This is a genomic window from Ruegeria sp. YTSA072 (genome assembly GCF_059610285.1).
On record NZ_JBXWNI010000012.1, the window covers coordinates 52,414 to 65,921 of the forward strand.

At 57.5% G+C, this 13,508-nt stretch carries 15 protein-coding genes; 14 read left to right on the forward strand and 1 reads right to left on the reverse strand.

Features of this window, described 5'->3' with window-relative positions; all coding sequences use genetic code 11:
- Nucleotides 1–85 precede the first annotated feature (85 nt).
- The 6 genes from AC2FIB_RS17690 to AC2FIB_RS17715 all read left to right on the forward strand — a co-directional run bounded on the left by AC2FIB_RS17690 (nt 86) and on the right by AC2FIB_RS17715 (nt 6,065).
- On the forward strand, nt 86–1,216 hold the full coding sequence (locus tag AC2FIB_RS17690; RefSeq protein WP_496842528.1) for a bifunctional 2-C-methyl-D-erythritol 4-phosphate cytidylyltransferase/2-C-methyl-D-erythritol 2,4-cyclodiphosphate synthase: 1,131 nt from the start codon (nt 86–88) through the stop codon (nt 1,214–1,216).
- Nucleotides 1,213–1,710, forward strand: a complete 498-nt coding sequence (locus tag AC2FIB_RS17695; RefSeq protein WP_472723883.1) for a phosphatidylglycerophosphatase A family protein — start codon at nt 1,213–1,215, stop codon at nt 1,708–1,710. The genes AC2FIB_RS17690 and AC2FIB_RS17695 overlap by 4 nt, the downstream gene beginning before the upstream one ends.
- A complete protein-coding gene (locus AC2FIB_RS17700) occupies nt 1,707–2,183 on the forward strand; it encodes a CinA family protein (protein ID WP_496733472.1) in 477 nt (158 codons plus the stop codon). The genes AC2FIB_RS17695 and AC2FIB_RS17700 overlap by 4 nt, the downstream gene beginning before the upstream one ends.
- 160 nt (nt 2,184–2,343) lie before the next feature.
- On the forward strand, nt 2,344–3,525 hold the full coding sequence (locus AC2FIB_RS17705) for an ammonium transporter (RefSeq protein WP_496733473.1): 1,182 nt from the start codon (nt 2,344–2,346) through the stop codon (nt 3,523–3,525).
- Between the two features lie 143 nt (nt 3,526–3,668).
- A complete protein-coding gene (locus AC2FIB_RS17710; RefSeq protein ID WP_496842529.1) occupies nt 3,669–4,349 on the forward strand; it encodes an orotate phosphoribosyltransferase in 681 nt (226 codons plus the stop codon).
- Nucleotides 4,350–4,574: 225 nt separating this feature from the next.
- Complete coding sequence (locus AC2FIB_RS17715; RefSeq protein ID WP_496842530.1) at nt 4,575–6,065, forward strand: replicative DNA helicase; 1,491 nt, start codon at nt 4,575–4,577, stop codon at nt 6,063–6,065.
- Nucleotides 6,066–6,068: 3 nt separating this feature from the next.
- Here the strand turns inward: AC2FIB_RS17715 and AC2FIB_RS17720 are convergent, their stop codons facing one another.
- Nucleotides 6,069–6,611 (reverse strand): GNAT family N-acetyltransferase, encoded by a 543-nt coding sequence (locus tag AC2FIB_RS17720; protein WP_496733475.1) that lies wholly within the window; start codon nt 6,609–6,611, stop codon nt 6,069–6,071.
- A 229-nt stretch (nt 6,612–6,840) separates the two neighbouring features.
- On the opposite strand from AC2FIB_RS17720, the gene alr reads away from it, so the two are divergent.
- From alr to AC2FIB_RS17760, 8 genes are all read left to right on the forward strand, one after another.
- On the forward strand, nt 6,841–7,875 hold the full coding sequence (gene alr / locus AC2FIB_RS17725) for an alanine racemase (RefSeq protein WP_496733476.1): 1,035 nt from the start codon (nt 6,841–6,843) through the stop codon (nt 7,873–7,875).
- On the forward strand, nt 7,872–8,654 hold the full coding sequence (locus tag AC2FIB_RS17730; RefSeq protein WP_496721682.1) for an MlaE family ABC transporter permease: 783 nt from the start codon (nt 7,872–7,874) through the stop codon (nt 8,652–8,654). The genes alr and AC2FIB_RS17730 overlap by 4 nt, the downstream gene beginning before the upstream one ends.
- Entirely contained in the window at nt 8,651–9,397 is a 747-nt protein-coding gene (locus AC2FIB_RS17735; RefSeq protein ID WP_108858454.1) for an ABC transporter ATP-binding protein, read from the forward strand. Before AC2FIB_RS17730 ends, AC2FIB_RS17735 begins: the two co-directional genes overlap by 4 nt.
- Nucleotides 9,394–9,849 (forward strand): hypothetical protein, encoded by a 456-nt coding sequence (locus tag AC2FIB_RS17740; RefSeq protein WP_496733478.1) that lies wholly within the window; start codon nt 9,394–9,396, stop codon nt 9,847–9,849. The genes AC2FIB_RS17735 and AC2FIB_RS17740 overlap by 4 nt, the downstream gene beginning before the upstream one ends.
- A 4-nt stretch (nt 9,850–9,853) precedes the next feature.
- Entirely contained in the window at nt 9,854–10,303 is a 450-nt protein-coding gene (locus tag AC2FIB_RS17745) for a paraquat-inducible protein A (RefSeq protein WP_496842532.1), read from the forward strand.
- A 147-nt stretch (nt 10,304–10,450) separates the two neighbouring features.
- Nucleotides 10,451–11,233 carry a DNA repair protein gene (locus AC2FIB_RS17750; protein WP_496733480.1) on the forward strand — a complete coding sequence of 261 codons (783 nt, stop codon included), beginning with the start codon at nt 10,451–10,453 and terminating at the stop codon, nt 11,231–11,233.
- Nucleotides 11,234–11,353: 120 nt separating this feature from the next.
- Nucleotides 11,354–12,715, forward strand: coding sequence for a DNA repair protein RadA (gene radA, locus AC2FIB_RS17755; protein ID WP_058271934.1), 1,362 nt, complete (start codon nt 11,354–11,356; stop codon nt 12,713–12,715).
- Between the two features lie 39 nt (nt 12,716–12,754).
- Nucleotides 12,755–13,354, forward strand: a complete 600-nt coding sequence (locus AC2FIB_RS17760) for a CvpA family protein (RefSeq protein WP_282168183.1) — start codon at nt 12,755–12,757, stop codon at nt 13,352–13,354.
- Nucleotides 13,355–13,508: the final 154 nt, after the last annotated feature.

Below are 13,508 nucleotides of genomic sequence, written 5' to 3' on the forward strand. Positions count from 1 at the left end.
TTTTTTAAGCAACTTGACGCGGGTGATTGCCTCTACATTCACCGCAGCTTAAACACTGCGCTCAAATCATCGGAGAATTCGCCCAATGACCACCGCCGCCATCATCGTCGCCGCAGGACGCGGGTTGCGCGCCGGAGGCGGCATTCCCAAGCAATGGCGACCATTGGCCGGACGCAGAGTTGCGGATTGGACCATCGACCGGTTTCGCCATCAGGTCGATCATATTGTTCTGGTGCTGTCCGAGGATGATCAGACCGCTTGGGACGAGTTTTTAGGCTCTGATCTGCTGCTGGCAAAAGGTGGCAGCGATCGTGCCGGGTCGGTACGGAACGGGCTGGATGCATTAGATGGGCTGGGGATCGAACATGTCCTGATTCACGACGTCGCCCGCCCCTGCGTGAGCGGCCAGACTATTGCGGACGTCCTGACCGCCCTGACCAAGCAGGAGGCTGCAGCACCCGGTCTGGCCGTTACAGATGCGCTCTGGACCGGTGACGAAGCCGCTGTGACCGGAACGCAGGACCGGACGGGTCTTTTTGCGGCGCAGACCCCACAGGGTTTTCGCTATGACGCGATTGTCGCGGCGCACGCGGCCCATTCTGGCGGCGCGGCGGACGATGTCGAGGTCGCCCGTGCCGCTGGCATGAACGTGATGATCGTGCCAGGCGATGCTGATAACATCAAAATCACAAGACCCGAGGATTTTGCCCGGGCGGAACGCATATTGGGAAAAGAAATGGATGTAAGGCTGGGCAACGGATACGACGTGCATCGGTTCGGTGACGGAGATCACGTAATCCTGTGCGGGGTTAAGATTTCGCATGACCGGGGGCTGCAGGGCCATTCGGATGCGGATGTCGGCATGCATGCGGTTACTGATGCAATCTATGGCGCGCTGGCGCAGGGCGATATTGGCCAGCACTTTCCGCCCACGGACCCGCAATGGAAGGGCGCCGCAAGCGAGATATTCCTGCACCACGCGGTCGAGCTGGCCGAGCAGATGGGTTACAGCATCTCAAATGTCGATTGCACGCTGGTCTGCGAATACCCCAAGATCGGTCCGCACGCACCCGCGATGCGTGCAGAAATAGCGCGCATTATGGGGTTGCGCGTCGATCAGATTTCGGTCAAGGCGACCACGTCCGAACGCCTTGGTTTTACCGGGCGAAGCGAAGGCATCGCCTCATTGGCGACAGCTTGCCTGGTGAAGTCATGAACGCCGCGCGATTGATCGGGACGGTTTGCGGTGTCGGATATCTGCGCCCGGCACCCGGAACATGGGGATCTCTGGCCGCCCTGCCTCTGGCCTGGGTTTTGCATACGCTGGGCGGTTTTCCCTTGTTGGTCATCGCCACTGTGGCCGTTTTTGTCGGTGGCCTGTGGGCAACCAAAGTGATGACTGCTGGGCAGGAAGATCACGACCCGTCCGAAATCGTCATCGACGAAGTAGCCGGGCAGTTCATCGCGCTTTGGGCCATTTCCTACCCATCTTGGGCGCATGGAATTGATATCACAGCCCTTTGGCCCGGCTGGATCGCAGGTTTCCTTCTGTTTCGCCTGTTCGACATCACGAAACTCGGCCCGGTGGGTTGGGCTGACCGCAAAGGTGACGCGATGGGTGTGATGCTGGACGATGTGATCGCCGGCGTCTTTGCCGGGATCGGCGTTCTGGTTCTCGCCGGCATCTCACACGGTGTTCTGGGCCTATGAATGTCGCCGCTTTGCTTGACCGCGCCAAGTCGCAAGGCGTGATGATCGCGACAGCCGAAAGCTGCACTGGCGGCATGGTCGCTGCCGCACTGACGGATATTCCAGGCAGCTCGGCCGTGGTGGATCGCGGGTTTGTCACTTACACCAATGAAGCCAAGCAGCAGATGCTGGGTGTGCAGCCCGAAACGCTGGAAACTCATGGCGCGGTGTCCGAGGAAGTGGCGCAAGAGATGGCCGATGGCGCGTTGAGGAATTCAGACGCGCAATTGACTGTGTCCATCACCGGCATCGCGGGTCCAGGTGGATCCGATTTCAAACCCGAAGGCCGCGTGTGCTTTGGATTGGCAGTGGACGGGCAGAAGACGATAACCGAAACCGTGGAATTCGGGGCGTTGGGGCGTGACAAGGTGCGGCTGACCGCCCGCGATCATGCCTTGGACCTGTTGTCGCACGGCCTTTCGTCAATTGCTTAATAATCTAGCACTCCACTCATTTTGGCGCTCATTTAATCACCGGTTCACAAAAGGCCCTTAAAACAGGCGTCAAAAACCACCTCTGCCTCTTTTTTCCCCGCCTTCTCTCCGCTTCAACGCCAGCTACGCAAGCTGAAGACGCCACAGAGGAGACCGGCTGATGAACGGAGCCGATACCGCCTGGATCATAGTTGCAACTGCACTGGTCCTATTCATGACATTGCCGGGCCTCGCCCTGTTCTATGGCGGCCTCGTGCGCGCCCGCAACGTGCTGAGCGTTTTCATGCACTGCTTCTCAATCGCCTGTTTGATGAGCATCCTGTGGCTGGTCGCCGGATATTCGATCGCATTTGGTGACGGCGGATCGGGTCTGTGGGGCGGTCTGGGCAAAGCCTTCCTGAACGGAGTTGACGTCGACAGCCTGTCGGGCACCCTGCCTGAGGTTCTGTTCTTTGCCTTCCAGATGACCTTTGCAATCATCACCCCCGCCCTCATCATCGGCGCATATGTCGAACGTGTGGGTTACGGGTTTGTGATGATCTTCTCGGGCCTGTGGATGCTGCTGTGTTACGCACCGGTTGTTCACTGGATCTGGGGCGGCGGCATTTTGACCGATGGCGGCATTCTGGGCGAGATCGGCGTGCGTGACTTTGCCGGTGGCATCGTGGTGCATGAAACCGCAGGTCTGGCCGCGCTGATCATCGCCGTGGCGCTTGGCCCGCGCCGCAACCGCACGACCCCGCCGCACAATCCGGGCTATGTCATGATCGGTGCCGCGATGCTGTGGGTAGGCTGGTTTGGCTTCAATGGCGGTTCACAATTGGCGGCAGATGGCGGTGCCGCTATGGCGATAACAGTCACTCATATCTCAGCCGCAACCGCATCGCTGACATGGGCGCTGTATGAACGCATCAAATACGGCAAAGCCTCGATGGTGGGCCTGGTTACAGGTACGATTGCGGGCCTGGCCTCGATCACCCCAGCCTCGGGATATGTCGATCCGGTTCAGGCGCTGATCATCGGTGCCGTAGCAGGCGTGTTGTGTCAGGAGGCCGTGAACATCATCCGTAATAAGCTGAAAATCGACGACACTCTGGACGTGTTCGCGGTGCACGGCGTAGGCGGCATCTTTGGCACCATCATGATCGCTGTGTTCGGCCTTGGTGCCTGGACCGCGCAGTTGGGCGGGCTGGTCATCGTAGGTGTCTTTACGGCAGTTGTCACATTTGTGTTGATCAAGGTGGTTGCGCTGATCACCCCGCTTCGCGTAGATGCAGAAACCGAGACAAACGGGCTCGATCTTTCGGTACACGGCGAGCGTGCCTATGACATGAGCAGCTAAGCCCACCTTGGCTGCCTCTTGCCCGCAAGGGCCAAAGCGGGCCTCTTCGTGAGGTCCGCTTTTCTTTTGCGCACACCCCTCTCGACTCTGGGACGGGGGACAGGCTATCAGCCCGCAACGTCATTTTGTCCCGAGGTTGCACCATGATCCCCAGCTCTTTCCCCGATAGCACCGAAATCGCTCGCCTGACCGCGCGGATGCTCCTGGAGATCAAGGCCGTCCATTTCAATTCGCGTGAGCCTTTCACACTTGCCAGCGGCTTGCCCAGCCCGACCTATATCGACTGCCGCAAGCTGATCTCTTACCCGCGAATCCGGTCGACCCTGATGGATTTCCTGACCGTCACCGTGATGCGGGATGCCGGGTTTGAGGCATTCGACAATATCGCCGGCGGTGAGACCGCGGGCATCCCCTTCGCCGCCATGGTGGCTGAGCGTATGGCGCTGCCGATGACCTACGTGCGCAAAAAGCCAAAGGGTTATGGCCGCAACGCCCGTATCGAAGGCGCGATGATCGAAGGAGAGCGTGTGCTGCTGGTCGAGGATCTGACCACCGATGGCGGGTCCAAGCTGTCCTTCGTGGATGCGATCCGTGAAACAGGTGCCACCTGCGGGCATACAGCTGTCATCTTCTACTATGGCATCTTCCCCGAGACCGAAAAAACCTTGGGCGACCACGGCATCCAACTGCATCACCTGTGCACATGGTGGGATGTTTTGGCCGAGGCCAAAGCGCAGAAAGCCTTTGATCAGGAAACACTTGACGGTGTCGAAGCCTTCCTGAAGGACCCGCGTGGCTGGCAGGAAGCAAATAAATCCACGTAAACCTCTTGTGGACAGATTGGGGATAAGCCCAGAAGAATCGGTCGACCGGCCACGATATCTGGTGACTTTTCCCCCAATTCCTACATAATAAGCTACGCATACACAGGTATCCAAACTGTCAGGAAAGTTATCCCAAGGCTTTATCCATAGTTAGCCACAGGTATTTCCAGATAGCCGACACGCCGAAATAGCGTGTAGAAAGCGCCGCAGGGCAGCGGGGACAAAATGAACGAGATAAGCAGCATCGAGCAGGCAGCAGCTCGGATTCAGAACGCCGAATCCATGCCGCATTCCATTGAGGCCGAACAGCAGCTTCTGGGTGCGATCCTGACCAATAACGATCTTTATGATCGGGTCGCCTCAATCATCGGGGCCGAGCATTTCTATGACCCGGTTCACTCCCGGATTTATGAGGTCGCCTCCACCCGGATCGCCAAGAATGCGCTGGCCTCGCCCGTGACGTTAAAATCCTTCATGGCCGAGGATGAGGGCTTACAGGAACTGGGTGGCCCGGCCTATCTGGTCAAACTGGCGGGCGCATCGATCAGCGCCTTTGCGGTGCATGACTATGCCCAGATGATTTATGATCTGGCAATCCGGCGCGAGCTGATCCGGCTGGGTCGGGATATCTCGGACAAGGCGGCGCGGGTTGATGTCGCAAGCGAGCCGAAAGAACAAATCGTCGAGGCCGAGCAACAGCTTTATCAGTTATCCGAGCAGGGCCAGACCGAACAGGGATTTCAATCCTTCCTCAAGGCGGTCACAGAAGCCGTCAACGTCACCAACGAAGCGTACCAGCGCGGTGGTGGCATGGCAGGGATTTCCACCGGTCTGGCCGACTTGGACAAACAACTGGGTGGATTGCACCCTTCTGACCTGATCATTCTTGCCGGTCGTCCGTCGATGGGGAAAACCTCTTTGGCGACCAACGTGGCATTCAATGTGGCCAAGGCGTACAAACGTGGGCTGAAACCAGACGGCTCAGAGGGCGCGATTGACGGCGGTGTCGTTGGCTTTTTCTCATTGGAAATGAGTGCGGAACAGCTGGCCGGCCGGGTTCTGGCTGAAGCCTCCGAAATCTCATCCCATAAAATCCGCCAGGGTGACATGACCGAGTCCGAGTTCCGCCGCTTTGTCGACGCGGCCAAGGAACTGGAAGCCTGCCCGCTTTTCATCGATGACACGCCTGCCCTGCCGATCTCGCAGTTGGCGGCTCGGGCACGCCGTTTGAAGCGGACACATGGTTTGGACCTGCTCGTTATCGACTACCTGCAGCTGTGCCGGGGTATGGCCGAAAACCGCGTCAACGAAATTGCCGAGATTTCGATGGGCATGAAAGCCATCGCCAAGGAATTGCAAATTCCGGTAATCGCCCTGTCCCAGCTTTCGCGTCAGGTTGAAAACCGCGACGACAAGCGCCCGCAACTGTCCGACCTGCGGGAATCAGGCTCGATCGAACAGGACGCCGACGTGGTGATGTTCGTGTACCGCGAGGAATACTACAAGGAACGCGAAAAGCCCGGCGATCACGAACTGGAAAAGATGGAAGAGTGGAAGCAGGCCATGGAACGTCTGCACGGCAAGGCCGAAGTCATTGTCGGCAAGCAGCGCCACGGTCCCATCGGCACGGTCGACCTCTCGTTCGAGGCGCAGTTCACCCGTTTTGGAAATCTGGTCAAACCGTGGCAACAGGACGGACAGATTGAGGGTTATTAACCCTCACCACAGCTCGGGTTTGTTGAATGCACTGACACATTGAGATGGCCCCTTGAACGGCGCCATCTCAGCCCCTGTCAACGATTGCCCCAACCACCCGTGCGGATGGCTTAACGGCAGAGGAGCTTGGGCGACTTTTTCTGAAATCGGAAAAAACCCGGTTTTGCCGTAGTAGTTCGGATCGCCGTAAGTCACCACAAAATCCACTTTGTCACGGCGCAGCTCGTCCAACCCAAACGCGATCAGTCGCTGCCCTATCCCCGCTTTCTGGCGATCCGTACGCACGGCAACCGGCGACATCAGGAACACTTGTCGCGGATCTTGGTCAAAGCGCAGCCGAGAAAACAGGATGCAACCCAGCACTTGGGGGCCATCATGGGCGATGGCAGCGTGCAGGTCATCTCTGCGCGTCGTCTCCAACAGATCGCTGACCAGCGCTCCGATCACGGCTCCCTCCTCTTCCCCCTCAGATGCCGTGAATACGTCGCGAAACAGTTCAGGCAGTTCGATCCCATACGCATTGTAGTCCCAGGTGATTTTCAGCATGGAATTCCTCTCACTTCATCGTCTGGCTCAGAGTAAACGATGTACTTATTCAACGTTCGTTGAATACGTGGCGGATACAATACCGAGGCAACTGTAATACTCCTAATAGTCAGGAAATCCGCCATTACCCCTGCGATAGCTGCCAGAAGCCGCCCAGCACTCGCAAAATCTCCTTAAAAATTGCATTTTACCCCCTTGACCTGCCGCAATCCAATGTCATGAACACTCCATGAGTACCGCACATTTAACGATCAATCTTCATGCGCTTGCCAGCAATTGGCGGGCACTGGATGCCAAAACAAGAGTCGAAACCGGAGCAGTTGTCAAAGCTGACGCTTATGGGCTTGGAGCCGGTCCGGTGTCTGCGACCCTGGCTGAAGAAGGGGTTCGCAAATTTTTTGTCGCCGCCGCCGAGGAGGGCGCCGCTGTGCGCTTGGCGGTAGGCCCCGAGCCGCAGATTTTTGTGTTCTCTGGTTTCATGGAAGGGGACAATGGGCTACATTTTGCAGATAATCTGATCCCTTTGATCAATTCGCCGGAACAGTATAAGAGGCTCCAGCAGGCAATGCCAGATCGCCCTTTTGGAGTTCAATTGGATAGTGGCATGAACCGCCTTGGGCTTGAGCCCGCAGACTGGGCTGAACTGCGGCTCGAGATGGAGGCCAACAATCCGGTGGTAGTTATGTCGCATCTGGCCTGCGCGGATGAGCCTAATAACCCGATGAACCAACAGCAGTTGAAATCCTTCCGCGAGATGACAGATGGCGTGACTGCCCCCCGTTCTCTGGCTGCTACGGGTGGTACGATGTTGGGGTCCGAGTTCCACTTTGACTTCTGCCGCCCCGGCATCGGCCTGTACGGGGGCATGCCCTTTGCCGACGCGAAACCCGTTGTCGCGATCGAACTGCCTGTTATCCAAGTCCGCCCCGTCGACGTCGGTGAAACGGTCGGATACGGCAACAGCTGGATTGCGCGTCGTCCCTCTCGCATTGCAACCGTTGCCGCCGGTTACGCTGATGGTTTGCACCGCGCCATCGGTGGTGGGATCGACGTGTTTTTTGGCAACCAGCCCTGCCCGGTTGTCGGACGCATTTCGATGGACCTGATTACGGTCGACGTCACCGATCTGTCCGAAGATCCTGAACGCCTACGCATCCTGAACGGACACCAAACAGTCGACGACCTGGCCGAAGCCGCAAGCACCATCGGATATGAAATCCTGACGTCACTGGGCGCGCGTTATTCCCGGGGATATGTGGAATGAATCCCTTGGCCGCGCTGGGTGGGCTGGGCCGTGCTGTCCTGTCCATGCTTGCCAACTTTGGCAAGGTGGGAATTTTCGCGCTGGACGCGATCTCACACATCTTTCGGCCACCCTACTATCCGCGCGAATTTGCCGTTGCCCTGATGAATGTAGGCTGGCTGTCACTGCCGGTTGTTGGCCTGACCGCAATCTTCACTGGTGGTGCGCTGGCCTTGCAAATCTATGCGGGCGGCGCGCGTTTCAACGCCGAGGCCGTGGTACCCCAGATCGTCGCCATCGGCATGGTACGCGAGCTTGGGCCGGTGCTGGTTGGCCTGATGATCGCCGCGCGCGTAACCTCATCCATTGCAGCAGAAATCGCTACGATGAAAGTGACCGAGCAGATTGACGCGCTGGTCACCCTGTCGACCCACCCGATGAAATACCTAACCGCGCCGCGGGTTCTGGCCGCACTCATCACCGTGCCGTTGCTGGTCGGGATCGGAGATATCATCGGCATCGCAGGCGGCTATGTGGTTGCGACCCAGAATCTGGGCTTCAATGCGGCAACGTACCTGCAAAACACGGTCAATTTCCTTGAAACCAAAGACATCGTGTCATCGCTGGTCAAAGGCGCAGCCTTCGGCCTGATCGCAGCCATCATGGGCTGTTATTACGGCATGAACTCGGGCCGGGGTGCGCAAGGCGTTGGCCGAGCGACCAAGTCATCGGTCGAATCCGCCGCGATCATGATCCTGGCCGCCAACTTCATTCTCACAGGGGTGTTCTTCTCGGTATGATCAGGATGGAGAACGTAGCAAAAGCCTTTGGCGACAATCAGGTTCTGCAGAGCATGAGCCTTGAGATCCCCAAGGGCACCTCGATGGTCATCATCGGTGGTTCAGGCACCGGCAAGTCCGTGGCGCTGAAGTGCATTCTGGGCCTGATCAAACCCGACAGCGGCATGATCTACGTGAACGGCAAAGACGCGGCCAAGGGCGATCGTGATAAATTTCTGGCCCGCTTCGGTATGCTGTTTCAGGGCGCGGCACTGTTCGATTCCCTGCCCGTCTGGCAAAACGTTTCCTTCCGTCTGCTGCGTGGCCCGTTGAAGCGACCTGCTGAATACGCGCGTGAGATCGCTATCGAGAAACTGCGCCGAGTGGGCCTTAAATCCGATGTCGCCGACCGCTTTCCGTCGGAACTGTCCGGCGGAATGCAGAAGCGCGTGGGCCTTGCCCGTGCCATCGCCGCCGAGCCCGAGATCATCTTTTTCGACGAACCCACCACCGGCCTGGATCCGATCATGTCCGGCGTCATCAACGATCTGATCCGCGAGATCGTGACCGAGATGGGCGCTACCGCGATGACCATCACTCACGACATGAGCTCGGTCCGCGCGATTGCCGACAACGTGGCCATGCTGCACGGAGGCGTCATCCAATGGACCGGCCCGGTTAGCCAGATGGATGCCTCGGGCGATCCTTATGTCGAGCAGTTTATCAGCGGGAGTGCGGAAGGGCCGATTGAGGCGGTGCGGTGATAAGTAGCTCGAGCATTCTTGAGGTTTCGAACATTGTAAGGCTTTTAGGCCTCGCCTATTTAACTGGTTTGGGGGTTTCAACATCAGGCGCCTTTCCTGCATTTGGAAAGTCTCTCGCTTCAAAAGTCAAATACGCCCAAGCCCAAGCGCACATTCACCACCAGCAATTCGGTTGGGGCGCTGGAGAGGCTCCAGACAAAGTGGTCAAAACTAAGAACCCCGTCCTATTGTCGCTGCTCACGGTTTTTCTTATTGCGATGGCGTACTTTGGTTTGGTCTGGGTAAGGAATGCTCAGATCCCAGCGCTAAATTTTGCACTAGGTTTTTCCTTTTTCGGATTAGGGCTGTTTTTACGTAAGCAATTCTTGCACGACTGGACAGGCCGACCATGGAAACTCGATTTCGCGAGTTTTCTGATTGGACTACTATTCGTTGTTACCCAAAAAATATGAAGCCATGCTACGCCTCGCTACCCTCTCGCTCCTGATCCTCTACCCCATCGCGTGGTTCGCGCCGCTGATGCGCGCGGGGTTCCTGCCGATCTTCGGCCTCAGCGAGATCAGCGTCATCACCGGCCTGCAGTCGCTGTGGAAATCAGACGTCTTTCTGGCACTGATCGTCACCATCTTCGCCCTGTTTGCGCCCTATATCAAATCAATCGGTACCGCCCTGATCCAATGGGACATGCTGGACCCACGCGTCCAACCCGCACTCAACATCCTCGGGAAACTGGCCATGGCCGACATTTTCCTCATCGCGCTTTACATCACGCTGGCCAAGGGAATCTCTTACGCCACCGTTGAGACCGCGTGGGGTCTTTACCTGTTTACGGCGTGCATTCTGGCCTCGCTCGCATTGGGACACATTACCGAAATGACACGTGGTTCACGAAATCCTCAGACGTAATTGATTGAAAACGCTTATCTGAGTATCATCTTTATATTTCGAGCAGAAAATTTTTGTAGTTTCGGTCCTGAGCGGATCATTCTGTGTGTGTTAGATGTTCCCCGCTTTGGGCTGGTGTGTTCCGGTTTCAAAAGGAGTTCGTCTAAGATGACTGCCCTCCACAACATTACATTGCAATTTCAGAATGCCTTTTTACGACTGACTTTTTTCCTCATTTGCACTGCGGCATTGTTCCTGATCGGTGCCTGTCTTTTGTCCGCCTTGGGGGTTCTGCCCTGGCTGTCCATGCAGGCCGGTTTCGGCAACGATCCGGCCATGGACGCGGGCATGTATATCCAGATCGGCCTGACCGTGCTGATTCTCATGCTGGCGTTCTATCTGCCCGCTAATGCCCGGATGATGGCGCTTGAAACGTCACATCGTAAGTTCTCATTGAACATGTATGACGTGGCTCAGGCTTACCAATTGGCCCATTCAGCGGATCGCGGCGAAACGTTTCTGCTGTCCTCAGAATTCGACGCAGTTAAGGAAAGGATGGCCTTCCTGCGCCACCACCCCGACCTGCAATCACTCGAACCCGAAATCCTGGAGCTGGCCGCACAGATGAGCCATATCAGCCAAGAGCTGGCGGAAACCTATGGCGATGCCCGCGTCAGCCGTGCCCGCACGTTCCTGCAGCAACGTCAGGAAGAGATTGAAACGTTCCAGAAGCGGATCGAAGAAGCGCAGGTCATCCAGCACGAGCTGCGCCAATGGACCCACGATATCGAGATGGAAGAATCCATTGCTAAATCGCAGCTGGCACGTTTGCGGGACGAACTGTTTGAACTGCTGCCCGAATTGTCGGCACAGCTTCAATCGCCCGTGGACGACCGCGATCCCAAGAAATCGAGCGTCATAGCAATGTCGCCGCCCCGCGCCGCCGAATAGGCGCGACAGCGCCCGCCGGGAACGATGGCCCATCGGGCCTGAGGACGCGGCGCGCCACCGGTAGAGATGAAAGCCCTGCAAGGGCTTGAAGAACCGCCCGCGCTCGGGCACCAAGGCCGAATGGCAAAGACAACTTTCTCCTGCTCGGCCTGTGGCGCAACGCATTCCCGGTGGTCCGGGCGGTGCGACGGCTGCGGTGAATGGAACACAATCACGCAAGACGTGCCTCTTTCGGCTGGCCCTGCAAAGAAATCCCTCGGCGGCAAACGTGGCCAGTCCATTACACTCACGGACCTGTCGACCGAGGAAACACCGCCGCCGCGCACCTTGTGCGGTGTAGAAGAGCTGGACCGCGTTTTGGGTGGCGGTCTTGTCCCGGCCTCGGCCCTGCTGGTTGGGGGCGATCCAGGTATTGGCAAATCGACGCTGCTGTTACAGGCCGCAGCGCGGTTTGCGCGTGCGGGCGTCAAGACCATCTACGTATCTGGCGAAGAAGCCAGCGCTCAGGTGCGCATGCGCGCGCGCCGTCTGGGTTTAGAGGACGCACCGGTTCAACTGGCCGCCGAAACCAACCTGCGGAACATTCTGACGACGCTTGAGGCTGAGAAACCCGGTCTGGCCATCATCGACTCGATTCAGACAATGTGGGCCGACAATGTGGACAGCGCGCCGGGCTCGGTGTCACAAGTACGGGCCGCAGCACATGAATTGACCACGTTTGCGAAACGACACGGTGTTTCAATCATCATGGTCGGCCACGTCACCAAAGAAGGCCAAATTGCAGGTCCCCGCGTTGTCGAACACATGGTCGACACGGTGCTCTATTTCGAAGGTGAGCGCGGCCATCAGTTCCGCATCCTGCGGGCGGTCAAGAACCGCTTTGGTCCTGCGGATGAGATCGGCGTGTTCGAGATGACGGGCAAAGGACTTGCACAGGTCACAAACCCTTCGGCCTTGTTTCTGTCCGAGCGCGGCAAACCAAGCCCTGGGTCAGCCGTATTTGCCGGGATCGAAGGCACACGCCCCGTTTTGGTTGAATTACAAGCGCTTGTGGCCCCGTCTCCACATTCACAACCACGCCGGACCGTTGTCGGTTGGGACAGTGGAAGGTTGGCAATGATCCTCGCCGTGCTCGAAGCACGCTGCGGCATCCCTTTTGCAGGTCTCGATGTGTACCTCAATGTCGCAGGCGGATTGAAAATCGGTGAACCCGCCGCAGATCTGGCCGTTGCAGCAGCCCTGCTGAGTGCCCGAGAAGACACAGCCCTGCCCGCAGATACCGTTGTTTTTGGAGAAATCTCGTTATCTGGCGCACTTAGACCGGCCCCACAGACCGAAAACAGGTTGAAAGAAGCCCAAAAACTTGGTTTCACATCGGCAATCGCTCCGGCGGGCGGCAAAACCGGTACTGTGGCAGGTCTGACACTCACCCGACCCTCTGATTTGGTTGGGTTTGTTGGCGAAACCTTCGGAGCAGGTTAAAGTCGCCCCCTGAGGGGCAGAAAAAAACAGGCGAGGGCCATGGAAGGTTTTACAATAATTGACGGGGTCGTTGCCCTGATCGTCGTCGTTTCAGGCATTCTTGCCTATTCGCGCGGCTTCTTACGTGAGGTTCTGGCCATCGCAGGCTGGGTCGCAGCCGCAGTGCTGGCCTTTATTTTCGCGCCCCAAGCCGTGCCACTGGTCAAAGAGATTCCGGTTGTTGGGGATTTCCTGCGCGACAGCTGCGAATTGTCCGTCATCACGGGCTTTGCTGCGGTATTCGCAGTTGCACTTATTATTGTCAGCATCTTTACGCCCCTGTTTTCGTCGATCGTCCAGCGATCTGCTTTGGGCGGTCTGGATCAGGCACTCGGTTTCTTCTTCGGCATCGCCCGCGGCATCCTGTTGGTTGCCATCGCGTTCTTTGTCTATGACACGGTCATGACGGGTCAGTCCTATACGATCGTTGACGAAAGCCGTTCGGCCAAGGTGTTCGAGCAGTTCAGCGACAAGATCGAAGAACAGAACCCCGAAGCGGCTCTTGGCTGGGTCACCCGCCAATATGAAGAACTGGTCGCCAGCTGCGCGGAAGGTTCCGCACCCGCCGAGGATCTGACAGCCCCCTCGACTACCGAATAAACAGACGTCAAAATAAATCAGACGTCAGAATAATAAAGCCCGGCATCAGCCGGGCTTTTTTTAGGTGTTGCGGGACGAAGACGCACCGCGAAGAACATCTGCGGTGAGCCCAATCCTGCCAGCATTCGACACATTTCGAATTGCTGGTTTGGGC